At 67.1% G+C, this 25,900-nt stretch carries 31 protein-coding genes and 3 pseudogenes; 14 read left to right on the forward strand and 20 right to left on the reverse strand.

Translation table 11 applies throughout. The features are described 5' to 3' along the window. Positions 1-22: 22 nt before the first annotated feature. On the forward strand, positions 23-718 hold the full coding sequence (locus CD04_RS0103160; protein ID WP_231480447.1) for an ankyrin repeat domain-containing protein: 696 nt from the start codon (positions 23-25) through the stop codon (positions 716-718). Positions 719-923: 205 nt separating this feature from the next. On the opposite strand, the gene CD04_RS0103165 is transcribed toward CD04_RS0103160, so the two are convergent. From CD04_RS0103165 to CD04_RS22935, 3 genes are all read right to left on the reverse strand, one after another. Continuing rightward, entirely contained in the window at positions 924-1,226 is a 303-nt protein-coding gene (locus tag CD04_RS0103165; protein ID WP_156030058.1) for a hypothetical protein, read from the reverse strand. Between the two features lie 237 nt (positions 1,227-1,463). Beyond that, the gene (locus CD04_RS0103170; RefSeq protein ID WP_031404349.1) at positions 1,464-1,835 is read right to left on the reverse strand and encodes a hypothetical protein; all 372 of its coding nucleotides are present in this window, start codon (positions 1,833-1,835) and stop codon (positions 1,464-1,466) included. Beyond that, a complete protein-coding gene (locus tag CD04_RS22935) occupies positions 1,784-2,461 on the reverse strand; it encodes a DNA-binding protein (RefSeq protein ID WP_081857958.1) in 678 nt (225 codons plus the stop codon). Before CD04_RS22935 ends, CD04_RS0103170 begins: the two co-directional genes overlap by 52 nt. 122 nt (positions 2,462-2,583) lie before the next feature. On the opposite strand from CD04_RS22935, the gene CD04_RS0103180 reads away from it, so the two are divergent. Continuing rightward, positions 2,584-3,756: a site-specific integrase gene (locus CD04_RS0103180; RefSeq protein WP_051848887.1), complete on the forward strand. Its 1,173-nt coding sequence runs from the start codon at positions 2,584-2,586 to the stop codon at positions 3,754-3,756. Positions 3,757-3,788: 32 nt separating this feature from the next. On the opposite strand, the gene merR is transcribed toward CD04_RS0103180, so the two are convergent. Further along, positions 3,789-4,205, reverse strand: a complete 417-nt coding sequence (merR, locus tag CD04_RS0103185; RefSeq protein ID WP_031404351.1) for an Hg(II)-responsive transcriptional regulator — start codon at positions 4,203-4,205, stop codon at positions 3,789-3,791. A 94-nt stretch (positions 4,206-4,299) separates the two neighbouring features. Here merR and CD04_RS0103190 point away from each other — a divergent pair, with 94 nt between their 5' ends. From CD04_RS0103190 to merA, 3 genes and pseudogenes are all read left to right on the forward strand, one after another. After that, entirely contained in the window at positions 4,300-4,875 is a 576-nt protein-coding gene (locus CD04_RS0103190) for a peroxiredoxin (RefSeq protein WP_031404352.1), read from the forward strand. Next, a complete protein-coding gene (locus CD04_RS0103195) occupies positions 4,872-5,393 on the forward strand; it encodes a hypothetical protein (RefSeq protein WP_031404353.1) in 522 nt (173 codons plus the stop codon). The genes CD04_RS0103190 and CD04_RS0103195 overlap by 4 nt, the downstream gene beginning before the upstream one ends. A 127-nt stretch (positions 5,394-5,520) precedes the next feature. Continuing rightward, positions 5,521-6,909 (forward strand): annotated as a pseudogene (merA, locus tag CD04_RS0103200) (mercury(II) reductase); the annotation flags it as partial. 16 nt (positions 6,910-6,925) lie between these two features. On the opposite strand, the gene CD04_RS0103205 reads toward merA, so the two are convergent. After that, positions 6,926-7,453: a hypothetical protein gene (locus tag CD04_RS0103205; protein ID WP_031404355.1), complete on the reverse strand. Its 528-nt coding sequence runs from the start codon at positions 7,451-7,453 to the stop codon at positions 6,926-6,928. A 719-nt stretch (positions 7,454-8,172) separates the two neighbouring features. Here CD04_RS0103205 and CD04_RS25150 point away from each other — a divergent pair. The 9 genes and pseudogenes from CD04_RS25150 to CD04_RS21325 form a co-directional block, all read left to right on the forward strand. Then, positions 8,173-8,280, forward strand: a pseudogene (locus CD04_RS25150) (integrase core domain-containing protein); the annotation flags it as partial. A 44-nt stretch (positions 8,281-8,324) separates the two neighbouring features. Beyond that, positions 8,325-8,750: pseudogene (locus tag CD04_RS24340) on the forward strand (AAA family ATPase); the annotation flags it as partial. A 124-nt stretch (positions 8,751-8,874) separates the two neighbouring features. Further along, on the forward strand, positions 8,875-9,543 hold the full coding sequence (locus tag CD04_RS0103220; RefSeq protein WP_031404357.1) for a metalloregulator ArsR/SmtB family transcription factor: 669 nt from the start codon (positions 8,875-8,877) through the stop codon (positions 9,541-9,543). 15 nt (positions 9,544-9,558) lie between these two features. Further along, positions 9,559-9,909 carry a DsrE/DsrF/TusD sulfur relay family protein gene (locus CD04_RS0103225; protein WP_031404358.1) on the forward strand — a complete coding sequence of 117 codons (351 nt, stop codon included), beginning with the start codon at positions 9,559-9,561 and terminating at the stop codon, positions 9,907-9,909. Between the two features lie 27 nt (positions 9,910-9,936). Continuing rightward, complete coding sequence (locus CD04_RS0103230; protein ID WP_031404359.1) at positions 9,937-10,668, forward strand: MBL fold metallo-hydrolase; 732 nt, start codon at positions 9,937-9,939, stop codon at positions 10,666-10,668. Then, positions 10,665-11,993 carry an MFS transporter gene (locus CD04_RS0103235; RefSeq protein WP_031404360.1) on the forward strand — a complete coding sequence of 443 codons (1,329 nt, stop codon included), beginning with the start codon at positions 10,665-10,667 and terminating at the stop codon, positions 11,991-11,993. Before CD04_RS0103230 ends, CD04_RS0103235 begins: the two co-directional genes overlap by 4 nt. Beyond that, the gene (locus CD04_RS0103240) at positions 11,990-13,117 is read left to right on the forward strand and encodes a YeeE/YedE family protein (RefSeq protein WP_031404361.1); all 1,128 of its coding nucleotides are present in this window, start codon (positions 11,990-11,992) and stop codon (positions 13,115-13,117) included. Before CD04_RS0103235 ends, CD04_RS0103240 begins: the two co-directional genes overlap by 4 nt. 214 nt (positions 13,118-13,331) lie before the next feature. Beyond that, entirely contained in the window at positions 13,332-13,664 is a 333-nt protein-coding gene (locus CD04_RS0103245) for a hypothetical protein (RefSeq protein ID WP_156030062.1), read from the forward strand. Next, entirely contained in the window at positions 13,600-14,184 is a 585-nt protein-coding gene (locus CD04_RS21325) for a TlpA disulfide reductase family protein (RefSeq protein ID WP_231480448.1), read from the forward strand. Before CD04_RS0103245 ends, CD04_RS21325 begins: the two co-directional genes overlap by 65 nt. Before the next feature lie 67 nt (positions 14,185-14,251). Here CD04_RS21325 and CD04_RS0103255 read toward each other — a convergent pair whose 3' ends face one another. The 15 genes from CD04_RS0103255 to CD04_RS0103315 form a co-directional block, all read right to left on the reverse strand. Next, complete coding sequence (locus tag CD04_RS0103255) at positions 14,252-14,803, reverse strand: multicopper oxidase domain-containing protein (RefSeq protein WP_231480449.1); 552 nt, start codon at positions 14,801-14,803, stop codon at positions 14,252-14,254. Positions 14,804-14,835: 32 nt separating this feature from the next. Further along, complete coding sequence (locus tag CD04_RS0103260; protein ID WP_031404365.1) at positions 14,836-15,840, reverse strand: copper resistance protein B; 1,005 nt, start codon at positions 15,838-15,840, stop codon at positions 14,836-14,838. A 10-nt stretch (positions 15,841-15,850) separates the two neighbouring features. Then, on the reverse strand, positions 15,851-17,581 hold the full coding sequence (locus tag CD04_RS0103265) for a copper resistance system multicopper oxidase (protein WP_031404366.1): 1,731 nt from the start codon (positions 17,579-17,581) through the stop codon (positions 15,851-15,853). Between the two features lie 177 nt (positions 17,582-17,758). Further along, complete coding sequence (locus CD04_RS0103270; RefSeq protein ID WP_231480450.1) at positions 17,759-19,336, reverse strand: cytochrome c biogenesis protein CcdA; 1,578 nt, start codon at positions 19,334-19,336, stop codon at positions 17,759-17,761. Positions 19,337-19,338: 2 nt separating this feature from the next. After that, a complete protein-coding gene (locus tag CD04_RS0103275) occupies positions 19,339-19,848 on the reverse strand; it encodes a TlpA disulfide reductase family protein (protein ID WP_031404368.1) in 510 nt (169 codons plus the stop codon). Positions 19,849-19,958: 110 nt separating this feature from the next. Beyond that, positions 19,959-20,342, reverse strand: a complete 384-nt coding sequence (locus CD04_RS22390) for a hypothetical protein (protein WP_051848888.1) — start codon at positions 20,340-20,342, stop codon at positions 19,959-19,961. A 60-nt stretch (positions 20,343-20,402) separates the two neighbouring features. Then, a complete protein-coding gene (locus tag CD04_RS22395) occupies positions 20,403-20,660 on the reverse strand; it encodes a hypothetical protein (RefSeq protein ID WP_051848889.1) in 258 nt (85 codons plus the stop codon). Positions 20,661-20,669: 9 nt separating this feature from the next. Then, positions 20,670-21,245, reverse strand: coding sequence for a hypothetical protein (locus CD04_RS0103285; protein WP_031404369.1), 576 nt, complete (start codon positions 21,243-21,245; stop codon positions 20,670-20,672). A 323-nt stretch (positions 21,246-21,568) separates the two neighbouring features. Then, positions 21,569-21,997, reverse strand: a complete 429-nt coding sequence (locus CD04_RS24345; protein WP_231480451.1) for a hypothetical protein — start codon at positions 21,995-21,997, stop codon at positions 21,569-21,571. 16 nt (positions 21,998-22,013) lie between these two features. Continuing rightward, on the reverse strand, positions 22,014-23,207 hold the full coding sequence (locus tag CD04_RS0103295; RefSeq protein WP_051848890.1) for an MFS transporter: 1,194 nt from the start codon (positions 23,205-23,207) through the stop codon (positions 22,014-22,016). Between the two features lie 90 nt (positions 23,208-23,297). Continuing rightward, positions 23,298-23,516 carry a YHS domain-containing protein gene (locus CD04_RS21335; RefSeq protein ID WP_038167460.1) on the reverse strand — a complete coding sequence of 73 codons (219 nt, stop codon included), beginning with the start codon at positions 23,514-23,516 and terminating at the stop codon, positions 23,298-23,300. A gap of 101 nt (positions 23,517-23,617) precedes the next feature. After that, positions 23,618-23,974 (reverse strand): hypothetical protein, encoded by a 357-nt coding sequence (locus CD04_RS0103305; RefSeq protein WP_038167939.1) that lies wholly within the window; start codon positions 23,972-23,974, stop codon positions 23,618-23,620. A gap of 190 nt (positions 23,975-24,164) precedes the next feature. Further along, a complete protein-coding gene (locus tag CD04_RS23525; RefSeq protein WP_051848892.1) occupies positions 24,165-24,407 on the reverse strand; it encodes a multicopper oxidase domain-containing protein in 243 nt (80 codons plus the stop codon). Between the two features lie 26 nt (positions 24,408-24,433). Continuing rightward, positions 24,434-24,973 (reverse strand): hypothetical protein, encoded by a 540-nt coding sequence (locus tag CD04_RS23530; protein WP_051848893.1) that lies wholly within the window; start codon positions 24,971-24,973, stop codon positions 24,434-24,436. 512 nt (positions 24,974-25,485) lie between these two features. Then, positions 25,486-25,881: a DUF302 domain-containing protein gene (locus CD04_RS0103315; RefSeq protein ID WP_031404373.1), complete on the reverse strand. Its 396-nt coding sequence runs from the start codon at positions 25,879-25,881 to the stop codon at positions 25,486-25,488. Positions 25,882-25,900: the final 19 nt, after the last annotated feature.

The raw sequence follows: 25,900 nt of genomic DNA on the forward strand, positions 1-25,900 counted from the left end.
TCATGTTGCGCGTTGATTGGGATTGCTCGTCGACCACGTCCACTTCATGTTCATGTTAAAGAAAATATCGTATAGAACGGTTTTTATTGGAATAATTTTTCTTGCGGCCTTGGCTGCGCACGCCGGTTCCTACACGGATTTTTTCCGTGCCATTGATGTTGATGACGTGAGCGCCGTGCAGTCTTTGCTGCAGGAGGGATTCGATCCCAACGCTGTCAATGGCAAGGGAAATTCGGCTCTGTACATGGCTTTGCGTGATAAATCACTCAAGGTTGCCAAGCTGTTGATCGAGCAGCCGAAGATCAATCTCAACCAGCTCAATCCAAGTGGCGAAAACGCGTTGATGATCGCGTGTTTGCAGGGCGATCTTGGGTTAGTCAAACGCATGGTTGAGCGCGGCGCTGAAATCAACAAACCGGGCTGGACCCCTTTGGCTTACGCAGCGACCAACGGCCACACGGCGATCGTCAAATTTCTGCTCGATCATGCCGCATATATCGACGCGGCGGCACCGAATGGGACAACCCCCTTGATGATGGCTGCGTATTTCGGCCAATCTGCAACCGTGCAGTTGCTTCTTGATGAGGGCGCGGATCCGAATTTGAAGAATGCCATGGGGTTCACGGCCCTTGAGCTGGCCGTGCATCGGGGACACAAGCTGGAAGCGCAGATGATTGCGAGCCACATGACCAAGGACAGGCCGAAGGGGCACTGGTGAGGTGCCCAGGCCGGCTTGGTCAAAACACTGGGGCTTGTGCGTTCATGTTCGCTCCAAAACGGAGCATATTTGCATTATGTTAAATAACGGTTTTAGTTGATAGACGGACTGGAGATCGAAGTTAGTCGGCAGTTGGCCTTCCGGCGAAGTAAATGTGTACGAAGTGCGCGAAGTAAAAGTGGTTCACCGAGCTCGCCTGGAGCTTTCAGCCTGCGACTTCCAGGAGGTCCCCCACTCGAATGCCGCTGGGGTCGCGCGATCGCTGCCCAGGCCGTAGATTGGCAACTCGGTACGCCCTGCGTGCCCCCTGGTTGCCTAGGTAGACAACATCACCATCGGTCAACCCGGGATGCGAGGTCACAAGCATCAACCCCCCGTTCGCAGACGCTCTGACCTTGGCAATCACCGTGTCGTCGTCAGGGCGTTCGAAGACCTTCAGATGGCCACGGCGCTGCGCTACGGAAAAGTCTTGCTTCGCTTCATCCACGGCCATCGTAGCTGCCCTCATCAGTCCTATCCCGAAGAAATCCTAGGCACGATTGGACTCCGACGCGTCCAACAAATTCACGGTTCATGCGAAAGTTGAGGCCGGAGTCCGTGGCCCCGTTTCACGAGCGTGACGGGCCCGCCAGGGACCGAGCCTGCTCTCCAAGGGGTTGATCGCCGTGTTCGGAAGCGGCATGCCGGCGCAACTCTCCGAAAGCCGTGGACGCGGCACCAGGGTCCTGGAGCAGGGCTGAAGGCCTCAACGCGTGCGCGCAAGCGACGGTGTGCTTGGCGCACGCTTGCGCGCGGCCGGAGTGGTTTTTCGCGTGGCCAATTCGGCCAAGGTCGCCAAGCGATCCAGCGACGCTTGCAGTGTGGCGATCTGCGCGCGCGCCGCCGCCGCGTCCGCGGCACTGGCCTCAAGGGCGGCTCGCAGGTCCGCGATGCGCTCGCGCTCCAGCGTCAGTTCGGCAGCGGCTGCCGCATGGAAGGTGGCCTGCGCCTGCTCGCGGTCACGTGCGGCATTCAGCAGCGCTTGCGCTTGCTCCCCAGCGGCCAAGGTCGCTTGGCGCTCGGCGCTCAGGGCGCGCTGAAGCGCCTCCACCTGGCGTTCGGCCTTGGCACGCGCCATGCGCTCGCGCTCGAGTTCCAGCGCGACGCGCCGATCCGCGGCGTCGGCGCGCTGGAGTGCCGCTTCGAGTTGCCGCCTGAGCTCGGCCATTTCGACGGTCGCCTTGCCTTGGTGCTCCCGAAGGGTGCTGGACGCCGTGTCCAGTGCGACCCGGGCCCCTCGAGACGCGCGCGCTCCGCGGCGAGGTCCTGGTGGGCGGCGTCGAGTTGGTGGCCCCGCTGCGTCAACTGCTGCTCGAGCCGCGCGGCTGTCGCCTGGGCTTCGCGCGCAGCTGCTACCGCTTGCTCGGCTCGCTCCTTTTCCGCCTCGACGTTGGCGGCCGCTGTCGCGAGGCCGTCGCGCAGTCGCGCATCAAAGTCGGCGCGCGTGTGCGCAAGCGCCGTCTCCCAGAAATGCTGCGCGGCCTGGAGGATGGGCTCGGGCACGTCGGGCGGCGCGGCAAAGGCGCCGGGATCCTGCAGGCGTCGCCCGAGCCCTTTGAACCAGGCGTCCAGCATGGGGCTGACGGTGTTGGGCGAGCCGCGCCCGATGCTCTGGCGCACCCGATCGATGGTCGGACGCGCGCCCGCGAGCAGCAGCGCGTCGCAGGCGGCGAAGACATCGTGCTCGGTGATACCGCGTGCCATGCTGAGATTTCCTGGATCGGCGCCCTGCTTTGCGCCATAATAAGTCACGATAATGGATAGTTATCGCGATCTATGCGCTAATTGCGTTAGACATCTTACATGCACAATACGATTTCAAACTTATGGCTACCCGTCGCCTGATCGCCCCCGTCGAGCTGCCGCTGGTCGAGGTCGGTACGCTGGACCCCAGTGTGCTTGCGCCCTTCACGTCCGCCGCGGTCGAGGCGCTGCTGGCCGAGGGCGAATCCGCCCACACCGTGCGCAGCTACCAGGCCGCGCTGCGCTATTGGGCTGCCTGGTACTGGATGCGCTACCGGAAGGCCATCGCCCTGCCCGTTCCGGTCGCCGCCGTGCAGCAGTTCCTCGTCGACCACCTGGAGCGCAAGACGCCAGCCGGCCTGGCCTGCGAAATGCCGCCCGCGCTCGACCAGGCGCTCGTCGAAGGCGGTTTCAAGGCCAAGCCGGGGGCGCCGGCACTGGCCACCGTCCTGCACCGCCTGAGCGTACTGTCCAAGGCCCACCAGCTCCAGGGAGGCTCCAACCCGGTGCAGCACGCCCACGTGCGCGAACTCGTCGCCAGGGCCCGTCGAGCCTACGCCAAACGAGGCATGCGGCCGGACAAAAAGGCGGCGATCACGCTGGAGCCCTTGCAGGCGATGTTGGCCACCTGCGACGAATCGCTGCGCGGCGTGCGCGACCGCGCCCTCCTCCTCTTCGCCTGGGCCAGCGGCGGGCGCCGGCGCTCGGAGGTCACGGACGCGACTTTCGAGAACACGCGCAAGGTTGGGCCTCGCGCTTATTCGTTCACGCTGCTGCGATCCAAGACCAACCAGGCGGGCGATCTGCGCCCCGACAGCGAAAAGCCCATCCTCGACGAGGCTGCCGATGCGCTGGAGGCGTGGATTCGGCGCAGTGGGCTGACGCAAGGGGCGATCTTCCGGCGGATACGGCGCGGCGACTCGGTCGGCGAGGCGCTTGCGCCGGCGGCCGTGCGCGACATCGTCAGGGCGCGCGCGGCGCTGGCGGGCTTGCCCGACACCTTCGCGGCGCACTCGTTGCGCTCGGGCTTCGTGACCGAGGCCGCACGCCAGAACGTGCCTCTGGGCGAGACCATGGCGCTGACCGGGCATACCTCAGCCGCTTCGCTCATCGGGTACTTCCGCGCGGCGGAGTCGGCGCGCAGCGCGGGGGCCAGAATGTTGTCGACAGGCACTACTGCCGGATCGACGGGAAACGCCCGGGACCATGAACATGGATCAAGCGATGGGCCACGGCAGCGTGACCCTCCAAGCTGACACAGCGGTTTGTTCTACCTCGGACACCTGCGTCATGGGCGATCGTCCTGCTGGAGCGTTGCGATGAGGGGGCACGAAACCCTGCCTGAAGCGCCATGGCAGGCGTGCACCAGTTCCGACAGGACGCTCTCGATGCCCTGCAGGTCCCGCAGGCGCTCGCGCACATCGGCCAGGCGCGACTCGGCCACTGCGGCGGCTTCGTCGCACTGGGTGCCGTCGTCCAGCCGGAGCAGTTGCCCGGCCTCGTCCAGGCTGAACCCCAGGCGCTGCGCCGCCTTGATAAAGCGCACCCGTGCTACGTCGGCGGCAACGTAGCGCCGGATACCCTGCGCGGGGCGACCCGGCACGCGCAGCAAACCCTTGAGTTGGTAGAAGCGGATCGTCTCCACGTGCACACCGGCTGCCTTCGCCAGTGCCCCGATGCTCAAAGCTGCAGACGCCTGTTCCATGGGACTTGACTCCGTAGTTGACTACGGGAATAAGGTAGCAGCCATCGCGCCGCTTCCGCAGGGCGTTGTCTGTTCCGACAAGGAGTCCTTCCCCATGGTCCCCGTTTCCACGCCGCGCGTGATCGCCCAGGCCGGGCTGATCGCATCCCTCCTGCTGGCAGGCAGCGCAGCTCATGCCGTGGCTGTCGCCGCCACGGTCGCGCACCCCGCGTCACCCGTGGCTACGCTCGGCCAGCTTGCACCCGATGCGCCGTTCACGACGGTGAACGGCAAGGTCGTCCAGCTGGACGCTTACAAGGGGCATCCCGTCATCGTGTGGCAGGTCACGACCTGGTGCCCGAGCTGCGCCGCCGGGCTGCGCACCTTCGCCGATCACCAGGCCCAGATCGACCACTCGGACATCACGGTACTGGTGCTTCGCGACTACCAGAACGGCGGATATCCGGGCCCGGGAATGCGCGACTTCGCCAAGTCGATCGCCGCCCCGCTGCTGGAGGACCCGCACTTCGTCTTCGGCGAAGACACCAAAGCGCTGTTCGACCGCTACAACCCACGCAAGTTCGTCGACATCTACCAGGTCATCGCAGCCGATGGCCGCGTGCGACTGGCGTCCTCGTCGCCGTCCGCGACCTTCGGCAAGATCGAAGCCTTCATCCAGCCCAGGCCATGACCGTGACCTGGCCTGCAGCAGCCGAAACGCTGTGGCGCGCCCTGGGCCTGGCTCTTGCGAGCAGCCGCGCCAGGCTCGCAACCCTGGGCCTGTTCCTCGCGTCCCTGCTCTTCTACGCGTTGTTGCTGCCGGCCACCAGCACCGGCGGAACGCTGGGGCTCATCTCGCTTCGCTTCCTCACCCTCGGCGAGTTCCTCATCGCCTCGGTCATGGCTGCGTTACTGTCCTTGACCATGGCGCTCGGCGTGTATGCCCTGAGGCAGGGTCAGCGGTTGAACCCAACCGGCACGCTGCTCGGGGCCGTTCTGGCCATGGCTCCGTCGCTGCTGTGCTGCACGCCGGCACTACCCCTGGCCATCACCGCGATAGCTTCGCTCCTGCCCGCGGCCGGCCATTTCGGCGTGCCGATCCAGGGCTGGATCGCCACCCACGAAGGAACCCTCTACGCGTTGGCCATCGCCGCGATGGCCTGGGGACTGCACGGCAGCGCCCGGCGCGTGCTGTCGTGTGCCTGCTGATGGCTTACTCACCCCCCGGCTCCGGTGTATGCAGGGGCCGCTTCCCGATCCATCCCAACCCCTTCCATCCATGACCCCATTCACAAATTGCAAACCGGATGGCTCGTGCGTGCCCGGCCCCACGCCGCACGTCGCCGTGATCGGCAGCGGTGGAGCCGCCATGGCGGCGGCACTGAAGGCCGCCGAACGAGGCGCGCGGGTGACACTGATCGAGCGCGGAACCCTCGGTGGCACCTGTGTCAATATCGGCTGCGTGCCATCCAAGATCATGATCCGCGCCGCGCACATCGCGCACCTGCGTCGCGAAAGTCCGTTTGACGGCGGCATCCAGGCGACCACGCCCGCGATCCTGCGCGAACGCCTGCTGGAGCAGCAGCAGGGCCGCATCGACGCGCTGCGCCAGGCCAAGTACCAGAACGTGCTAGACGCTCAACCAGCCATCACCGTGGTGCACGGCGAAGCCCGCTTTCAGGACGCCCGCACTCTGTCGGCCCGACTCCACGATGGAGACGAGCGCACGATCACGTTCGACCGCTGCCTTATCGCTACCGGGGCGAGCGCGACGGTACCGTCGATCCCGGGGCTCGCGGACACGCCCTACTGGACGTCGACCGAGGCGCTGGTGAGCGACACCATCCCCCGGCGCCTGGCCGTCATCGGCTCTTCGGTGGTGGCGGTGGAGCTGGCGCAGGCTTTCGCGCGGCTCGGCGCCAAGGTCACGATCCTGGCGCGCAACACCCTGTTGTCTCGCGAAGATCCGGCCATCGGCGAGGCCATCACGGCGGTGTTCCGGGCGGAGGGTATCGAGGTGCTGGAGCATACGCAGGCCAGCCAGGTCGCGCACGTGGACGGCGAGTTCGTGCTGGCGACCCGCCGCGGCGAGCTGCGTGCCGACCGCTTGCTGGTAGCCATAGGCCGCAGGCCCGATACGCGTGGTCTTGGTCTCGAAGCGTCCGGAGTGGCGGTGACCCCGCAAGGGGCCATCGAAATCGATTCTGGAATGCGTACCAGCGCGGCGCATATCTACGCCGCCGGCGACTGCACCACGCAGCCGCAATTCGTCTACGTGGCGGCTGCCGCGGGCTCGCGTGCCGCGATCAACATGACGGGCGGCGACGCGACGCTGGATCTGAGTGCCATGCCGGCGGTGGTATTCACCGACCCGCAGGTCGCCACTGTCGGCTTGACCGAGCAACAGGCGCGCCACGCTGGCATGCGGGTCGAGAGCCGCACCCTGAGCCTCGACAACGTGCCACGCGCGCTCGTGGATTTCGACACCCGGGGCTTCATCAAGATCGTCGTCGAGCAGGACAGTGAGCGTCTACTCGGCGTGCAGGCGGTCGCGCCGCAAGCTGGCGAGTTGATCCAGACCGCGGCGCTGGCGATCCGCGCCCGCATGACGGCGCAGGACCTGGCCGACCAGCTGTTCCCCTACCTGACGATGGTCGAGGGCCTGAAGCTCGCCGCGCAGACCTTCCGCAAGGACTTGAGGCAGTTGTCATGCTGCGCGGCCTAGGCGGCGTCCTCGAGGTTCACATCATGTTGCGCATCATCGCCGGCATGCCTTCCTGGACGAAGCGGTCGAGCTCGCGCGCGTGCGCCTTGATGACTCGGACCATTGCGGGATTGGCGGAGGTCTCGGTCACGGCTACACCGTCGGGCAGCAGCTCGAGCTTGCGCTGATATCCCGTCGGGTCGGCGAACATCTGCGGCACGCTGTTGCTCATGGGGTACGCAAACGGGCGGTTCTCATCCAAGCGCCTGTACATGTCCGCCACATGCTCCTGGATCAGCGCTGCCGTGGCGGGATCGTCCGAAACGGTGACGCTGCGCACGCCATCTGTGAGTTCGGTGACATGGCGCTGCATCAATCGGTGGCGCTCGAACAATTCCATGCCGGTACGCATCGGCCCGCGCATGTTCTCGGGCGACATCATCTCGCCCATCATCGCGTCCATCGTGGTCCCAGCACGGGCTGCCGTCGAACGGCGACCGAGCAAGTAGGCGGACAAGGTTCCCGCGAGGCTCGCGGCGAGGCTCAATAAGGATCGACGTTTCATGATCAACTTTCCATGAGGTTCAAAGGGGTGGAGCCTGGCAACGGAATTTCGGCCCGATGGCCGCTCGCTCCAGGTCGCCAGACCGGTGGGGCGTTCGTGACGCACGTGCACAGTAGCCCGGCGTGGATTGCGCAGCCCAGCTGCATCGGCGGGCTCCCACAGCGACGCTGGAAGGCGAGCGAGGGGTCAGGCGCGAGGCGGGCGGTACGGCAGCTCTCGCGGAGTCATGGGCAGTCGACGAACGTGGGGCTGCGACGCGTGGTCCGCGCTCGTGGGTACGAAGGCCCAGCCCGGCGCCCCAGGGAGGGCAAGGACCAGACAGCCCACCAAGTGGCACGCCGCCTGTCCCATGCGGCAAGCGCCTGCGCCGCGCATCGGCGCCGCAGGCTGGCCGGCCCCCGGGAGCGACATCACCTGTTGTCCACACAGGGACCGGGGCGAACCTGTCGGCGCTGCGCCGCTGCCCCCTGCGCGGGCGCCTCCGACCCCTATGGCCGAGGAGCCTGCAGTCGCGCAGCAACCGACCGCGCCCAGCATGGCGCTCGCGGTGGATGGGCTTGCCGCGGCCCCGCTACCCAAGGCCAGGATGAGCAGCAGCGCCCAAATGTCAAAGTGGCGAACGAGAGTCATGGGTCGGGAGGTCGAGACACGCAACTCTTCACGCGAGCCGGGGGTGAGCATAACCCGAGTGATCCCGATGCGCGCTGCGCGGCGTGCCGATGCCGGTCGTACCCCTCTGCTCGTCAGCAGTTGCAACGCCACCGACTGTTGCGCGACGGCGTTATAACGAGGAACGGCCGCACAGCAGTCTCGGCTACCGGACCCCGAATGAGTTCGTGCAGCAAGGATGTTCACCTGTAAAATGGGCAGCACTCGAAGCTCCCATTCCGCGCTTCATCAGTACATCCGCGTCGCGAAAGGCCTGACAGCCCCGGCCCAGGGATGGATTATTTCTGCGCGCCGAGAGCTTCTTCAACGTAGCCACCGAGATCTAGGCCCTGGACTCGGAGCCGGCTTCCGGCCTCAGGGTGATCGACTCCTACGGCGGCCGGGCGCTGCATGAGCAGTCCCATGGCGAGTCCATTGTCGCCCTCATGATGCATCTCTTCGGCGGCAAAGGCATCTACATCCTGGACGAGCCTGGAGCCGCGCTGTCGCCCAGCGGCAACTCGCCGTTCTGTCCCGCATGCACGACCTCGTCTGCGACGACTCGCAATTCATCATCGCCACCTATTCCCCGATTCTCATGGCGGACAAGGACGCCTGGATCTACGCCTGTTCGGAATCCGGGCTGTCCCAGGCCATCCAACTCTTGTGCTTAGCGATCAGCCGCTCCGCAGCACACGAATTGGCCGGCGCGCCCAATCGCCCCGTGAAAGCACCTAGTAAATCATCATTCGCTTATGCGATAGACTGTTCGCATGAAACCGCGCGAGATCAAGGATCATCTTTACGCCCAGGTGGCGCGCATGGGGGCTGCCTTGTCCAGTCCCAAGCGCCTGGAGCTGCTGGAGCTTCTGGCGCAAGGCGAGAAGTCGGTCGAAGCCCTGGCGCAAGGGGCTGACATCGACGTCAAGCTGGCCAGCGCACACCTTCGCGTGCTGCGCGATGCGCAATTGGTGGAGGCCAGGCGCGATGGCAAGAACCGCATCCACCGGCTCAGCGGACCCGATGTGTCGGACTTGTGGGTGAGCCTGCGCGAGCTGGCCGAGTCGCACCTGGCCGAACTGCAGCTTGCCATGGCCCGCCTGGTCGCCGAGCCCGAGCGACTCACGCCCGAGACGGCCCAGTCGTTGCTGGACAAGGTGCGCTCCGGCGACGTGGTGCTGCTGGACGTTCGCCCCGCGGCCGAGTTCCGTGTCGCGCACATCCCTGGCGCGCGATCGGTTCCGCTGGAGGAATTGCAGGCGCGAATTCGGGAATTGCCCCGCGACAAGGACATCGTTGCGTATTGCCGCGGCCCGTTCTGCCTGATGTCGGAGTCCGCCGTGGCTCTGCTGAAAAACCACGGCTTTCGAGCTCGCAAGTCCGCGGAGGGTGTGCCCGAGTGGCGCGCTGCCGGGATGCCCGTGGACTGCGTGGCGGCCTGAACCTGGGAGAGCAGCATGGCCGACGTCTTGTTCATCCTCAACGAAGCTCCATACGGCAGCGAGCGAACCTACAACGCGCTGCGCCTTGCCGTCACGTTGTCGGCGCAGCCGGAGCAGCGCGTGCGCATGTTCCTCATGGGCGACGCCGTGCTGTCGGCCAAGGCTGGACAAAGGGTTCCTGCCGGCTACTACAACGTCGAGACCATGCTCCACAAGGTCGCGCAGCGTGGCGAGGTCGCCTTGTGCGGCACCTGCCTGGAAGCCCGCGGGCTCCAGGACGAAGATCTCCTGGCAGATTGCAGGCGCTCGACCATGGTCGAACTCGGACGCTGGACAAGTGAAGCCGAGAAAGTCCTGGTGTTCTGAACCATCCAACAAGGGCAGCCTCCCATCATGTTCTTCAAGCAACTCCCCACCCGGGACGCCAGCCTGTCGTACCTGTTCGGCTGCGCCGGACTCGGCAAGGCAGTCGCCGTCGACGTGGTCGCCGGCGATGAGGACTGGTTCGTCGAGCAGGCGCAGCAGGCCGGGGCGCGGATCACTCACGTGATCGACACCCACGTGCACGCCGACCACCTCAGTGGCGGCAGGAGCCTCGCGCGCAGGGTGGATGCGCCCTACTGCCTGCACGAGGCGGCGCGCGAGTTCGTGCGCTTCGACTTCGAGGCCCTGCGCGACGAGCAGCTGATCGAGGTCGGCAACGTCAGCGTGCGCGTGCTGCACACTCCCGGGCACACGCCCGACAGCATGTGCCTGCTGGTCACCGACCGTCGCCGCGGCGACGCGCCGTGGTTCGTGCTCACCGGCGACACCCTGTTCGTCGGCGCCGTCGGCCGCCCCGACCTGGCCGGGCGCGAGCGCGAGATGGCGGGCACCCTGTACGACTCGCTGCACGGGCGCCTGCTGAGCCTGCCCGCAGAGCTGGAGATCTACCCCGGGCACCAGGCGGGCAGCGCCTGCGGCGCCGGACTGTCGGGCAAGCCGGCGTCGACCCTGGCCTTCGAGAAACGCTTCAACCCGCTGCTCGGACTGTCACGCACGGCCTTCGTCGAGCAACTGTGCGCCGACATCCCGCCGCGCCCGGCCGACATGGAGCGCATTATCGCGGCGAACGTCTTGCCATGAACGGGCAGGCCACCGCGACCGCATCGCCCCACGACGCCTACCTGCGGGGCATTCGCGTCAACCTGCACCAGTTCGTCTGGCAGGCGGTGCAGGTGTTCCTGGTCGGACTGGTCATCGGCATGGAGCGTACCGTGCTGCCGGTGGTCGCGGCGCGCGACTTCGGCGTGCCCAGGTCCTCGTTTTTGTACCTGCTGAGCTTCGTCATCTCCTTCGGCCTGGTCAAGGGCGCTCTGAACTTCGTCGCCGGGCGGCTGTCCGAGCGCATCGGGCGCAAGACCGTGCTGGTGCTCGGCTGGCTGGCCGCCATCCCCATCCCGCTTCTGATCTTTTCCGCGCAATCGTGGTGGTGGATCGTCGCCGCCAACCTGTTCCTGGGCGTCAACCAGGGATTCGCGTGGAGCATGACCGTCACCAGCAAGGTGGACATCACGCGCGCCGAGCAGCGCGGCCTGGCCACCGGAATCAACGAGTTCGCCGGCTACGCCGCCGTCGGGCTGGCGGGCCTGGCCACCGCCTGGCTGGCGCAGCGCTACGGGCCGCGCGTGGCCTTGCTGGGTTTCGCCAGCGTGGTGATTGCCATCGCGCTGCTGACGGCGCTGCTGTTCGTGCGCGAGACCCTGCCGTGGGCACGGGCCGAACGCCATCGCCATGCCAGCGGCACCCACTCCGGGCCGCGCCCGCGCTTCGCCGACGGCCTGAGCGAGCACCCGAGCTCGCGCCAGGTGTTCGCCTACGTGTCCTTCGGGCACCCGACCTTCTCGGCGCTTTGCCAGGCCGGCGTCGCCAACAAGGTCGCCGACACCCTGCTGTGGGTGCTGTTCCCGCTGTACCTGCACGGCCACGGCCTGAGCCTGGTGCAGGTCGGCTGGGTCACCGGCGTGTACGGGCTGAGCTGGGGCGCCTCGCAGCTGTGGACCGGGCCGCTGTCGGACCGCATCGGCCGCCGCTCGCCGGTGGTGGCCGGCCTGTGGCTGCTCGCCGCCGGCGTGGCCTGCGCGGTGCTGGTGCGGGGCTTCGCGGCCTGGCTGGCCAGCGCCGTGGTCATGGGCGCGGGCATGGCGCTGCTCTACCCGAACCTGATCGCCGCGGTGGCCGACATCGCCCACCCGAGCTGGCGCAGCTCGGCACTGGGCACCTACCGCTACTGGCGTGACACCGGCTACGCCATCGGCGCGTTGGTGCTCGGGCTGGTGGCGCAGGCGCGCGGCGCCATCGAGCCGGCATTCTGGGTCACCACGGTCTGGCTGCTGGCCTCCGGCGCCTGGGTGCTGATGCGCGTGCAGGAAACCCATCCGGGCCACCCTCCGAAGGAACCACGCCCTTGAACTCGATCGTGCAGTTGCTCGCGGGCGGCTTCCTCGTCTCGCTGGTGCTCGGCGGCGCTGCGCAGGCATCGCAGTTCTGTCCACAAGGAGGACTGCGGGAGGCCGTGCTCGAGGGTCGGCCGCAGCGCCTGGCGGCCTACTTCGCCGCCACCGGCTTCGCCCTGCTCGCCGTGGCGGGGCTGCAATGGCTGCTGCACCAAGGTCTGCAGCCCTCGCACCCACCGTATCTGTCGCCGCAGTTCCCCTGGGGGCGCTACGTGCTCGGTGGCTTGCTGTTCGGCTCGGGTATGGTGCTTGCGCGCGGCTGCCCGCTGCGCACGCTCGTGCTCAGCGCGCAAGGCAGTGTGCCGGCCCTGTTGTCGCTGGGCGCGATGAGCGTCGCCGCCTTCGCGATGACCAGCGGCTTCGTGTTCAACGACTGGATCGCGCCTTGGATCCTGCGGCTCAACCTGGACCTGGGCCGCTGGGGATGGCAGAGCCAGGGACTCGATGCGCTGCTGGGCCTGCATGGCTGGCAGGCCCGCGCGCTGCTCGGCCTTGCCCTGGGCGCGCTGGTGCTGGTGCTGGCCGCGCGCGCATCGGCAGGCGAGACGCGTCGCATGCGCTGGGCAGGCTCGGCACTGATCGGCTTGATGGTGGCCGACGGCTACTGGCTGACCGCCGGCCCGCTCGGAACACGCGCGGCGAACGACGCTGCGTTCATGAGCCAGCCTCCGGACGGCATGGGCGTGCAATCCTTCAGCTTCGCCGGCCCCTTGAGTGATCTGGCGCATTTCGCCATGCATGCCCACGCGCAGACTTTCACCTTCGGCGTGGTGCTGGTTCTCGGCACCTTCCTCGGCGCGGCGATCTCGGCCCTCGTGCGCCGGGAATTCCGCGTGCAGCTGCCGCGCGGGCCGCGCGATCTGGCACGGCGTCTGCTGGGCGCCTTGATGACCGGAGCAGGCGCCGTGCTCGGCCTGGGCTGCACGGTCGGCCATGGACTCAGCGGACTGTCCGTGCTGTCGCTGGGCTCGGCGCTCGGACTGGCCTGCATTTTCGCGGGCGCTCTGGGCACGATCTGGATCGAATCGCGCTGTGGCGCCAAGGCCTCGGTCGGGCTTCGTGCGCAATGGGAGAGTTGAGCGTGCTGCGCTGCATCTTGCTGATGAATCTGATGGTCCTTGCCTCCTGGCAAACCGCTGAAGCGGCAACCGCGACCAGCGTCCCGCCGACCTGGCAGAGCCAGGGTGCCCGGTTCAGCGTGCAATTGACGCCGCTGGACGGCGAGCAGGCGCAGGCTTTTTTCGAGAACATGGGATACCCCAAGGCGCGGTACGCGAGGTCGCCGCGGTGTGCGTGTTCGGCACGACCATCCGCAATTCCGCGGGGCAGCCCGTGCGCTATGACGTCAGCCGGTGGCGCGCTGTCGCGACGGATGGCAAGCGGCACCGCCTGATCACCAAGACCGATTGGCTGGCGCGCTGGAAGGCCTTCGGCCTCGCCGCAGACTGGTCCATCCTGCCGCCGCGCCAGACCCTGCAACCGGGCGACTGGGCGCAGGGTTTCACCACGGTCGACCTGCCTGCCGGAACCCGTTTCAACCTGAACTACGAGTGGAAGCAAGATGCCATCGAACACCATGCCGTGGTGCGCGGCGCCCAATGCGCACCCCGCAATTCGCGGCCTTGATCGCGTCAGACACCTGGCGGCCGCCGGCCTGGTCGCGCTGGCAGGCTTTGGCGCCTCGGCGCATGGCGCGGCCCCGTTCATGACCCCGGTGGAGCCTGCACGCGCAGCCCCGTCCTTCACGCTGAAGGACATCGACGGCAAGACTCACACCCTGGCCGAATACCGCGGCAAGGTCGTGCTGGTGAACTTCTGGGCCACCTGGTGCCCGCCGTGCCGCGCCGAGATGCCGTCGATCGAGAGGCTCTACGCGTCGATGAAGGGCAAGCCCTTCGTTGTGCTCGCGCTGGACCAGGGCAAAAGCGTTGACAGCGTGTTCGCCTTCATGGGACAACTTTCTCCCTCGCCCACCTTCCCGGTACTGCTGGACGGCAAGAGCCAGGCGGCCCATGCCTTCGGCGTCATGGGGATCCCCTCGACCTACCTGATCGACAAGCAGGGGAACATCGTTGCCCAAGCCATCGGCGGGCGCGACTACGACTCGGCGGCCATGCGCACGCTGCTGGATCGCCTCATGAAGTGAACCATCGGGCCTATCGCGGTGCCCATCGCCCGGGCAGCGTGCCGCCCGGCCGTCGAGCCCACCGCGTTCAGTCGACGATGAATCGCCCGATCATTCCCTGCTGCATATGTCCGGGCATGGTGCAGGCGAACGGCACCGTGCCGGGCTGTCCGAAGCGCCAGATCAGTTCGCCCTGACCCTGCGGCGCCACGGCCACCATGTTGGGCTCCTTGCCATTGGGCATGTCCGGCATCGCGGCCATCATCTTCGCGTGCTCCTCGAGCTCCGACTGGACGCCGATGGTGAGTTCATGGCGCGCCTGGCCCTGGTTGACGACGACGATGCGAACGGTCTCGCCCGGCTTGACATGCACCACGTCAGGCGAGAAGCGCATCCTGTCGTCGGCCAAGATGCGAATCGTCCGGCTCACCGCGGAGGCCGTGCCCGGCCCACCCACGCTCACCGGGTTCCCGGGAACCGCGGGCTGCGGCATTGCCTGACCCTGGGACATGGAAGCCATGCCGGGCATCGAACCCATGCCCGGCATCGAGGCCATCGGCGCGGCGGCGGGGGTGGACCAGGCGCTGGCGCAAAGGCCGCCAAGCGCCAGCGTCGCCAGGACATTCTTGATCTTGAACATGCAGTGCATCCAGAAGGTGGGTTGAAGGAACATCAGAACCAGAAATGCACACCGGCGACCACGTCGGTGGTGTCGCGGCGCTCGCCTGCCGCCTGGGCGTAGTCACCGGTGCGCCCGAAGCGCCCGCTCCACTCCACGCCGATGTAGGGCGAGAACTGGCGCGAGATGTCATAGCGCAGGCGCAGCCCGGCGGTGGCGTCGGACAGGCCGCTGCCGATGCCGCGCGCCGGATCGTCCTTGCCGTAGGCGTTGAGCTCGAGCTGCGGCTGCAACACCACGCGCTGGGTCAGCAGCAGTTCATAGCTGGCGCTCAGGCGCAAGGCGCTGCGTCCCTGGTCGCCCAGGTAGCCGGTGGCCTCGACGTTGAACCAGTACGGCGCCAGGCCCTGCACGCCGAAGGCCAGCCAGTTGCGGTCGGGGCCTCCGCCGTTGTCGTGGCGCACACCGAGTTGCGAGTCCCAGTACGCGGCGATGGCGTGGCCCCACAGCAGTTCGGTACGCGCATCCTGCAGACGCCCCTGCGAGGCCTGCCCCTCTGCCTTGAGCACCAGGCGGTTGAAGTCGCGCCCGTACCAGGCCTGCACGTCGTAGGTGGTCCAGTTGCCGGAGTCGTGGCTGTAGGCGCGCTCCAGGCGGTCCACCAGCACCGAGCCGAAGCTCTCCTGGTCCGCCAGGCGTGGCGACCTTACACCGGCCGGGATGTACGGCCCGGTGGTGAGCGTGTAGCCGCCCGAATCGGCGTCGGCCGTGCGAGGCGCTGTCTGCGCGGAAGCCGGGGTCGCGCTCGCGGACATCGCCATGCCCGGCATGGCGTTCGACGCCGCCCCCGGGCCGGGCGAGGCCTTTGCGGGGGCCGACGCCGGCTTCGCGGACATGTCCATGCCCTGCATCGCAGTGGAGGCCATCGCAGCGGCGGCGGGGCTGGCCGGCATGGTCATGCCCTGCATGTCCATCGCCTGCGCCGACGCCGGAATCGCGGCCGCGATGGCTGCCGCGAGGAGGCTCGCATGGAAGGTCGTGTGGATCGTCTTGTGCATGTTCGTTCCCTCAGGCCACCAGGATTTCGCGGAACATTCCCGCATCCATGTGCATCATCATGTGGCAATGCCAGGCCCAGCGCCCCACAGCATCGGCCGTGACGAGGTAGCTGACCTGCTGCGCCGGCTGCACTGGCACGGTGTGCTTGCGCACCAGGAACCGGCCCTTCGCGTCCTCGACCTCGCTCCACATGCCGTGCATGTGCATCGGATGGGTCATCATCGTGTCGTTGACCAGCGTGACGCGCAGGCGCTCGCCGTGGTGGAACAGGATCGGCGCGGAGTCGCCGAAGGTCACCCCGTCGATGGACCAGACGTAACGCTCCATGTTGCCGGTGAGGTGGAACTCCAGCGTGCGCCCCGGCTCGCGCGCATCGAGCGGGCCGCCCACGGTGTGCAGGTCGGCCAGCGTGAGCACACGCCGTCCGTTGCCACGCAACCCCACGCCGGGGTCGTCCAGGTTGGTACGCGGATGGTCGACGCGGGCGTCCACGCCGGGACCGTACTCGGTGGGTGCGTGACGCGCCGCGGGCGAGGAACCCATGTCCATGCCCGGCATGGAACCCATTCCCGCCATGCCGGACATCGACGACATACCCATGTCCAGCATGGTCAGGTTCTGGCGCGGATCCATCGCCGGCACAGGGGCGCTCAGCCCCGGGCGGGCCGCCAGCGTGCCGCGTGCGTAGCCGGTACGGTCCATGCTTTGCGCGAAGATCGTGTACGCATCGTCGGTCGGGCGCACCAGCACGTCATAGGTCTCGCCAGGGCCGAAGCGGAATTCGTCCACCGTCACCGGCTCCACGTCCTGGCCGTCGGTGGACACCACGGTGAGTTTCAGGCCCGGGATGCGCACGTCGTAGAAAGTGTTCCCGGCGCCGTTGATGAAGCGCAGGCGCGCCACCTTGCCGGGCTTCACCTGCGCCGTCCAGTTGCCGGCCGGCGTGGTGCCGTTGGCCAGGTAGGTGAGCGTGGCGCCCGACAGATCGGACAGGTCGCCCCAGCTCATGCGCATCTGCTGCCACATGGCGCGCTTGTCCAGCGCTGCGCGCAGGCCGTTGCGCCTGACGTCCTCGAAAAAGTCCCCCGCGGTGGGTTGGTGGTAGTTGTCGAAGCCGCTGTCGGCCTTGAGCTTGGCCAGCACCCGCATGGGATCTGCATCCATCCAGTCCGAAAGCAACACCACGTGGTCGCTGTCGGCCTGTACCGTGTGTCCGTGGGCGGGGTCGATGACGATCGCGCCGTACAGCCCGGTCTGCTCCTGCATGCCAGCGTGCGAGTGGTACCAGAAAGTGCCCGACTGGCGCACGCGGAAACGGTAGACGAAGGTCTGGCCGGGGGCGATGCCGGCGAAGCTCAGGCCCGGGACCCCATCCATCTGGTAGGGCAGCAGCATGCCGTGCCAGTGGATCGACGTCATGCGGGCCATGCGGTTGGTGACGCGAATGCTCACCGTGTCGCCTTCGCGCCAGCGCAGCGTGGGCCCAGGCAGCGAGCCGTTGACGGTGGTGGCCATGCGCGCATGGCCGGTGAAGTTCACCGGGGTCTCGGCGATCACCAGGTCGAATTCGGTGCCGCGAAGCTCCGGGGCGCCGCCCGTGTGCGTGGCTGCGGGGAGGCCCTGCGCATGAGCAGCCAGCGTGGGCAGGCCGAACAGCACGCCGCCGGCGGCCAAGCCCTGGACGAAGCGGCGCCGGGCGATTCCAGCCCCACGAAGCGCATCTGGGTATGAACGTTGCATGGATTCCTCGATTCCTGAGGGAATTCTCCGCGCGGCGGGTTCATGCCGCGCGGACCGTTGTGGAGTGGACGCTGTCCACTCCGAGCAACGCATGCTAGAAACGCCATACTTTCCGGAGCATGACCGTCAGATGACGGTTTTGTCATCTGCGGCCCCACGGATGTCATCCAGCTCGGATCACCCCGCCGGAGGTCTCGCCACGATGGTCGCCGGCGGCAGGCACAAGCCCGAATCCTTGCAGGCTTGCACCCGCACGCGCACTTGCACCGCGCGCAAGTCGGTCAGCCCCGGCAGACCGATCCTCACCCCGTTCTCATAGACCAGGATGGTCTGGCGTGCAATGCGCATACCGATGTCCTGGCCCGGCGGATAGCGAGGAGTGATCGACAGCGCGTGTCCCGCGCGAAAGGCCGTCACGCTGGCCGGGATCAGGTACCGAGTGGAGGGCGGGTTGGAATACACGTGCCACCCTCGCGCGATGTCCAGCGTCACCACGGCCCCTGCCGGCGTCGAGGCCATGCGGGCGCCCACCTCATCCGCCGAGTCGCGCGGTGCGCCGGCGTCGGTGGACACGATCGAGGTGGGCAACTCGTGCAGGCGGCCGATCAACGCGCCAGCGGTGAACAGCCCCGAGAAATGCCCGACCTCCCGGCCCCTGCTGTCGAGTACGGCAAGAAACGGCAGCCCCGCTCCGCCGTAGCGTGTGAGCAGTGTCTGCAATGCCGGGTCGGGGCGGGTCAGGTCGGCCTGAAGCGCGATCGCACCGGACTCACGCACGGCCTTCAACACCTCGGGGTCGCGGTAGACCGTGCGTTCCATGACCCTGCAGTTCAGGCACCATGCCGCGGTGAACTCGACCAGCGCCGGCCTGTGCAGCCCGGAGATCTGCGCCACGGCGTCGGCGTGAAGCGGCTGCCACGGCATACCCTGCCCCACCACGGGCCAGACTCCGGAGCCGAAGTAGGCAAGCACCAATGCCGGCAAGGCCGCGAGCACTGCCGCCCAGCGACTGCGTTGGTCGCGGGCACGCATCGCGACGAACACGACCCACAACGCCAGCGCAGCGAGCCAGACCAGCCACAGCGCGTTGCCGAGCCAGCCTGGCAGCAGGCTTTGCGCGAAGAACAGCGCGGCCGCGAACAGCAGCCAGCCGAAACTTCGCCGAACCACCTCGGTCCACGCTCCGGCCCGCGGCAGGCGCTGCAACCAGGAAGGACGAAGCAGCAAGAGCACGTATGGCAAGGCCATGCCCAGGCCGATGGCGACAAACAGGGTGACGATGTCGAGCGTGGGTCGGGTCAGCGCAAAAACCAGCACGCCCCCCAATAGCGGACCGGTGCATGGCGTCGATAGGATGCCCCCAGCCATGCCCGAAGCGAAGGGCTCGAAATACCGTGCGCCACCCAGCTGTGCAAGGGCGCCGGGGATCGGAAGCGAGCGCCTGCTGAAGCTGGCCGCTGCGAGCAGCACAAGTATCAGGATCAGCCCCGTGAGCACCCAACGCGACTGGAACAGCACGCCCCATTGCAGGTGCGCGAGCGCCGTGAGCAGTCCGAGAGCCGCGAAGAACGAAACCGAACCCAGGGTGAACAAGGTCGCCGACAACGCCCGCGAGCCAGCCGTTTCGCCCGCCTCGCGCAAGATGGTGCGTACCTTGATGGGGACCGCCGGAAGCACGCATGGCGTAAGGTTGAGCAGCGCGCCGGCGAACATTGCAAGCCCGGCCTCGATCAAGAAGGAAGGATTCATCATCATGCTCACGCCGGGCGCGCCAATTCATCGCGGATCAGGGCATCCAGCGTCGCGAAATCCGGACGCCCGAGAATTCGCTTGACCACATGGCCCTGCTTGTCCACCAGGAAGGTCGTGGGGGTCATGCGTACGTCGTAGAACGCCCTAGCGACCTGACCGCTTCCGTCCAATGCGACCTGGAACGGTAGATGCCGCGTGCGGCTGTAATCTGCCACGTAGTTGGCAGGGTCGTAGCTCATCGCCACGGCGATGAAATCAAAGTCCTTGCCACGAAAGCGCTCGTAGGTCTGGATCATCTGCGGCATCTCCGCGATGCACGTGGCACAGCTCGTGGCCCAGAAGTCCACCAAGTAGACCTTGCCACGCAGTTGCCCCGTACTCAGCGTACGCCCGGAGAGCAGGGAAAATGTCGCGCGCGGTGCACGAGGGCTGTCGGTCAGGAAAAAGTAAGACGCGGCTGCAGCCATGGCCACCACCATGACGCCAGCAGCCGCCCAACGCATCGGCATACGCATAGGACCACCTCCATCGGTTGTCGTCCGGGAGCCCGCGGGCGCGGAGTCCCTGGTCATCGGCGATTGGCGATGGGCACAAGGCTCCATCGCCGTGTTCGGGGAACGCCGATTCAGGCCCTGGGAGGACGATAGAGAGTGTCGATGCGCCCCGCCACCAGCCAACGTACAACGCTTGGGCGCAAGCTACCATCCCCCTTCGGCACGACCAGTCGCATCGGGACGGGCGCGGCGCCCAACGTGAGGGTGCCGGATGCGTGGCACGCGTGCTGCACCACGTCATCCCCCGCAATCCCCGATCTGTGGATGCCGATGCGGGCGCCGGCCTTGAACAGCACCGGACGCTCAGCGCGCGGCGCGAACGTCGCCGCGCTTGGCGCGGCGCCGGCCCGCGGGCAAGCATGTCCTGGTAGGGCAGCCGCTGCGAACGCGCCGCCGCCACCCGTCGACACAGCGACGAGCATCAGGGCCAGCAGGAGGTCACGCAGCAGCTTCATGGGATCAAGGCACACTCGACTGGAATTCTATCCAAGACCGGTGTGGCAGCGAAGGCTTCGTTACACCCTGGGTTCGTCGTGCACAGAGTGCGGCCCCTTGGAACCGGAACCGCCGGCTTTCCGGCCTGTGAGTTCGATACGCCATTGCTGCAGTTCATCGCGCATGGCTGCCACGTCGCAGTGCAAGGCGTGCCGGGCGAGCGATTCCGCCTGGCCCACGAATAGCGCCGCAATTCCGCCCGTGATCAGCGAGAACACGGCGTAGCCGACCACCACGTCGAGCGCGGCCAGGACCTTGGCAGCTGCCCTGGTCGGCACGATGTCGCCTTAGCCGACGGTGGCCGCCGTCGTGAAGGCCAGCCATACGGCTTGTCTATAACTGTGCACGGTAGGTTCGATGCGGCAGAACCCCACTGCTGCCAGCGGCACGGCACCGAGACCCAGCAACGTGGCAAAGGGGATGACGTTCCGGGAGAACGCGGCGCGCACATGCCTGAGCAGCCAGGCGAACACAAGGGCGACGTAGATCAGCTGCAGCAGGTGCGCAACCGGCGTCGCATGAACCCTTGCGCCCCACAGCACCAGGCCCGACGATGCGACGATGAGGAGCTTGAGCCAGTTTGCCAGCAGGTAGCGTGCCGGCTTGCGACACAGTGCCAGCATGAATGCCGTCTCGAGCACGAAGGCGGCGAGAATGAAGCCATCGATGCGGAGCCCCCACAGCGCAGGTGCGGCGCTGCGTTGAAGGTCCTCCAGGTAGAACGAGATCACGGCCAGCAACGCGATGCCTGCCATCCACGGAGCCGTTGCGCGTCCCAGTGCCCGCACCGCCATGCGCTCTCCGGTGGGCACCTCGTTGAATCCGATCCACGAGCGCCGGGCTTTCACGATATCTCTGGGCATGCTATGCCGCCTCACTGTTCGCGCCATTGCGGTGGGTTCGCCTCGCGGGCGCGGGGGCCTTGCCGACAGCAGCTCCGGCCTTCGTTACGGTCGGACCGAACCAGGCCACGAAACTTCGGTCCGGAAGGGCATGGTCGAGGGTGTCGGCGGCAGACGGCACGCGCGCGGCGGGAGCCGCATGCGCAGGGACCGCAGGTACCGCGGGTGCCGTGCGCGCAGGGATCGCGGGTACCGTGGCAGCCATATGGGGCCGGCTAGCGGGCGCCGCACGGCGAGGTATCTTCGGGCGCGTGGTGTCTGGCATGACGAGGGGGCAGCCGGCTTCAGCCAGCCACAACGGACGAGAAGTAGTTGTACAGGGGTCCGAAGATCAGAGCGACGTACCAGCCGTAAGCCAGGCTCTCGAGCACCCCGAGCAGGAAGCTGCTCCAACTGAGCCAGGTAAAGCCCGGCAGCAGCGGCATCCAGACCCTGGCCATGGCTTGGGCGGGAAACAACAGGTCGAAGCCTACGCAGGCCACAAAGGTCAGCACCAGGAACAGCCCGAGGCTCATGCCCAGCCCAATCACGGGCAGGCGTGCAGGCCGTGCAGCATCGCCCCGGGCGCTCGGGCCCGTTGCGCCGAGGGACGCCGCGGGCATGTCGAGCGCCGGATCCTTGCGACTTCGGCCCATCACATGGCCTCCGCAGCCGAAGCGCATGAGCAGCACGAAGATCCCTGCCACCAGCAGGAAATACAACCAGGATTCCATGATGGCCTCACTCCTTTCACGAGACCTCGGCGCGCGCGGGCGTGCAAGGTCTCCAGTACAGCCATGCGCCCGCGGATCCGCACAGCAGCAAAAGCGCGGCCAGCACGAAGGGAGCTTCCGGACGCAACGAAAACAGGCCACCTGAGACGAAGGCCCCGAGCGCCTGCCCAAGGTTGCCCGCAGCGGCCAGGCGTCCGAGCTTGGCGCCCTTCGCGCCGGCGTCATGGTCCAGCAGGGCGTAGGCCAGCGACGGCGCGACCAACCCAATGCTGAGCGCCACGGCCGCGACCGTCATGCCCAGCGACAGCATGTCTGGCGAGCGCGGCGCCGACAGCATGAACCCAGCGCCGAGTGCCAACACCGCGGCCATCCACCGACGCTCGAAGCGCTCGCGCAGCGGGCGCCAGGCAAGCAGCCCCTGGGCCACCAGCATGAAGCCGCTGCACACGACGAACAACAAGGCGATCGCTCCGACGGCTGCCCCCAGGCGTAACGCCCCCAGCAGGTTGAAGGCAGTCTCAAAACTGCCGACCGCGTAGGCGGCCAGGCCTGCCAGGATCATGCTCACCCCTGCGAAGCGCCGGTCGCGGATCGCCGGCATGGCACCGGCATCGTCGATGGCCTGCGGAGCCGGCGCGTGCAGGCTCCATGCCAGCATGGGCAGGAGCATGACCCCTAGCGCGGCCACGACCGCGAGAGGCAGCTTCACCATCCAGGGCATGGCCTGCGTGCTCATGCGCATCACCGGCCCGGCCAGCCAGGTTCCGAGCAGCGGGCCGGTGACGAAACCGATGAAGCTGGCGCTGGCCAGCAGCGCGAATCGGCGGTTGCGTGCGGGACGGTCACTGACGTCGGCCAGATAGGCCTGCGCCGCCGGGATCACCGCGGCGGCGCCGACGCCGGACAAGATGCGAGCCGCGTAGGCCTGCGCCAGGCTCGCGGCCAGGGCGGAGCCGAACATGCCCACGAGATAGGCGGTAAATCCCGCCATCAGCACCAGACGCCGACCATGCCGGTCCGAAAGGCGTCCCCACCATGCAGCGCTGGCGAACAAGGCCAGCGTATAGGCCCCGCTCAGCAGTCCCACGTTGCTTGCAATCTCCGCGGTGCTTCCGGGCGCAACGTAGCTGTGCAGATAAAGGGGCAGTAGCGGCATCCATGCGCTGTATCCGAGCGCCTGCACAAATGCGGCAGCCAGCAGCACGGCCACGGCCCTGCGCGGCGTGCCGTGGCCCGTGGCTTGCCGGGGGCGCCCTCGGAAGCGGCGCCGGCACGGATCGTAGGGTTTGTCATCGCGGGCCTACTTGCAGCAGCCGTGCCCAGCATGTTCGGCGTGCCTGCATCCGCCCGAGTGCGGGGCCGCAGGCTGCGCCGCCTGCGCGTAGCGTGCAGGATCCTGGCGGAATTTGACGCGGCATGCGGCCGAGCACAGGTAGTAGGTCTGGCCGCCGTGGTTCTCGGCGGCGAAGGCCGCGGCGGAATCGATGTCCATGCCGCAAATCGGATCCTTGGTTTTCATGTTGTACTCCTTGGTGAGTTCATGGATTGCGCCTGCTGGCCGGCGCCCGCCGTGACCCGCCCGGGCGTGCCCGCCGCCTGGCGCAGCTCCCTTCTGATGCCTTAGCAACCGCCGTGGCGGTGAGACTGGGGCTTCTGGGCCTGCGTCAGCGCGAACTGTCCGGGAGCGGCCTCGAAGCGGTCGCGGTTCTCGCGCGATTCAAAGTACACGGGCAGGCCGCGATACACCGTGCTGATTGCGGTGGAAGGGTCCACCCGGCGCCCGCTCACCGGGTCGATAGCCTGCGCCGGCATCGGTGCCTGGCCATGATCGTGCGACGAAGCGCCGTCAGCGCTCCCGCCCTGCCCTCTGCGCATGCCACCGCCCATGCCGCAGCCCATGCCGCCACTGCGCATCATGAAGAAGATCACCCCCGCGCCAAGCAGCACAAAGAGCCAGTTCTGTTCAAGCCATTGCATTTCGACCTCCATCCGGTTCTAGCGTTCTGGACGCACCCGGAGGGCATCCAACGCGTGTCTGACGTTCTTGCGATCCACTCTAGGCCGCGGCTGCGCACACGACGATGACGCGCGAGTTACGTTGCGGTCATCTCCGTCCTCAGCCGCGCTTGGGCGCACGCGGACTCGACGCCGCCCCGCGCGCCCGGCCTCAGTCCACCGTGAACTGCCCCATCATTCCGTTGCCCTCGTGCTCCAGAATGTGGCAGTGGCACATAAAGGGGTGCGCCTCGTCGGCCCGCGGCGTAAAGCGCATGGCCAGGCGCACGCGCTGGTTGATCAGGTTCATTTGCATGAATTGATCGTTGATCGAGAACAGATCCTGTCCGCCAATACCGGGGCTCATGCCGCCCGGGCCCGAGTCGACCAGGGCGCCGCGGTCCGCGTTGCCCAACGCATCATCGAACCCATGCGCATGGCCTACAGCGCGAAGCGCCTCACTCTGGCTGCTGCGAGAGGAACAGGATCTATTTCGACCAGTTTGGCGGGAACACCGGACCTCGCGCAGTTCGGCGCGCCCACGCGCAGTTGCAGCAAGTCAATGGTGCGCCGCTCCCAGGCGTCGGCGTCCATGGGCGATCCGTTGAGGATGTCGATCACTTTGGCGGAACGGCTTTGCAGCACGAGTTGCCTTCCTTGATCGCCGGATAAATCGACGACGATCTCGGCCCGCTCTCCCGGCGCGAGCACCGGGCGGCGGATCGTCGCGGGACGGACCAGCAGTCCTACATCCGACGCGATGACCTGGAAGGCTCGCCCGTCGTCGAAGGCGAAGTTGTAGATGCGGGCGTTCGAGCCGTTGCGCAGGTTCAGGCGAACGTGTTGCGCCGGCGCCGCGGCATAGCGCTGCCCACGCCCGTTGACCAGGAAGCGATCGCCTTTCATTCCCCTCAGGTCGTGCATGCGGGTCATGTAAAGCAGCGTGCCGTCGGTCGCGATGCGGAGGTCCTGAACGATCACCCGGATGTCGTCGATTCCCCAGGTGCGCGTTTCGGGGTGGGGATGAATCTACGGCGTCGCGCCGGGTTGATCGAGCCTGAAGTGAATCCGCCTCGTTCGCCCCGTTGGGATGTTCGATCCGCCTCGGTCCTTGCGGACGCGCGGCGCGCGTGAACAGGGATGAAGCGGCTGGCGTGGCCGATGCCAGCAGCAGCGTGCGGTGCCGTGCATCGAGAATGTCTGCCCGCGGGGCCTGAATACTCGCGCTCCTCGCGCGGCGCACCGATTTCCAGAATTCCATGAGACCAGACCTTTGCGTGCAGGACTGGGATCGTGTCGGTCATGATGCGCGCCGTGCGCAGATCCGACCCGCGAAACCAGCCTACCTATCCGGTGCTGTCGGCTCGATGACGGCTGCGTGAGATTGCTGTCATCTTCAAGCCGCATCCGCGCGGTACCTGCCGCGCCCGCGATTCAACGTGCGACCTGCCAGGCCTCGCTGCTTCCGGGCTGGCAAGGCTCGATCGAGGGCATCAGCGGCGCAGCGACGCGGCCACACGCTGCAACCTGGAACGAACCTCCCGTCCCAGGCTTTCGATCTCCGGCCGGGCGACCATGCCCAGCACGGGCTGCGGGTCCATGAACACGACATGAACCCTGCCATCGGCATCCTCGCGCACGACCACGTTGCAGGGAAGCAGGGCACCGATGTCCGGGTCGGCCTGCAAAGCCTGGTGCGCGAACTGGGGGTTGCAGGCCCCCAGAATCGTGTACGGGCGCTGCTCGACGCCCAGCTTGGCCTTGAGCGTGGCCTGCACGTCGATCGTCGTCAGCACGCCGAAGCCCTCCTGCTTGAGCGCCTCGGTGACGGCCTGCACGGTGGCCTCGAAGCCCTTCGGGCTCTGCACACTGAAAACATACGAACTCATGACTCTCTCCTCGTATGAG

It is taken from the genome of Thiomonas sp. FB-Cd (genome assembly GCF_000733775.1).
Classification (GTDB): domain Bacteria; phylum Pseudomonadota; class Gammaproteobacteria; order Burkholderiales; family Burkholderiaceae_C; genus Thiomonas_A.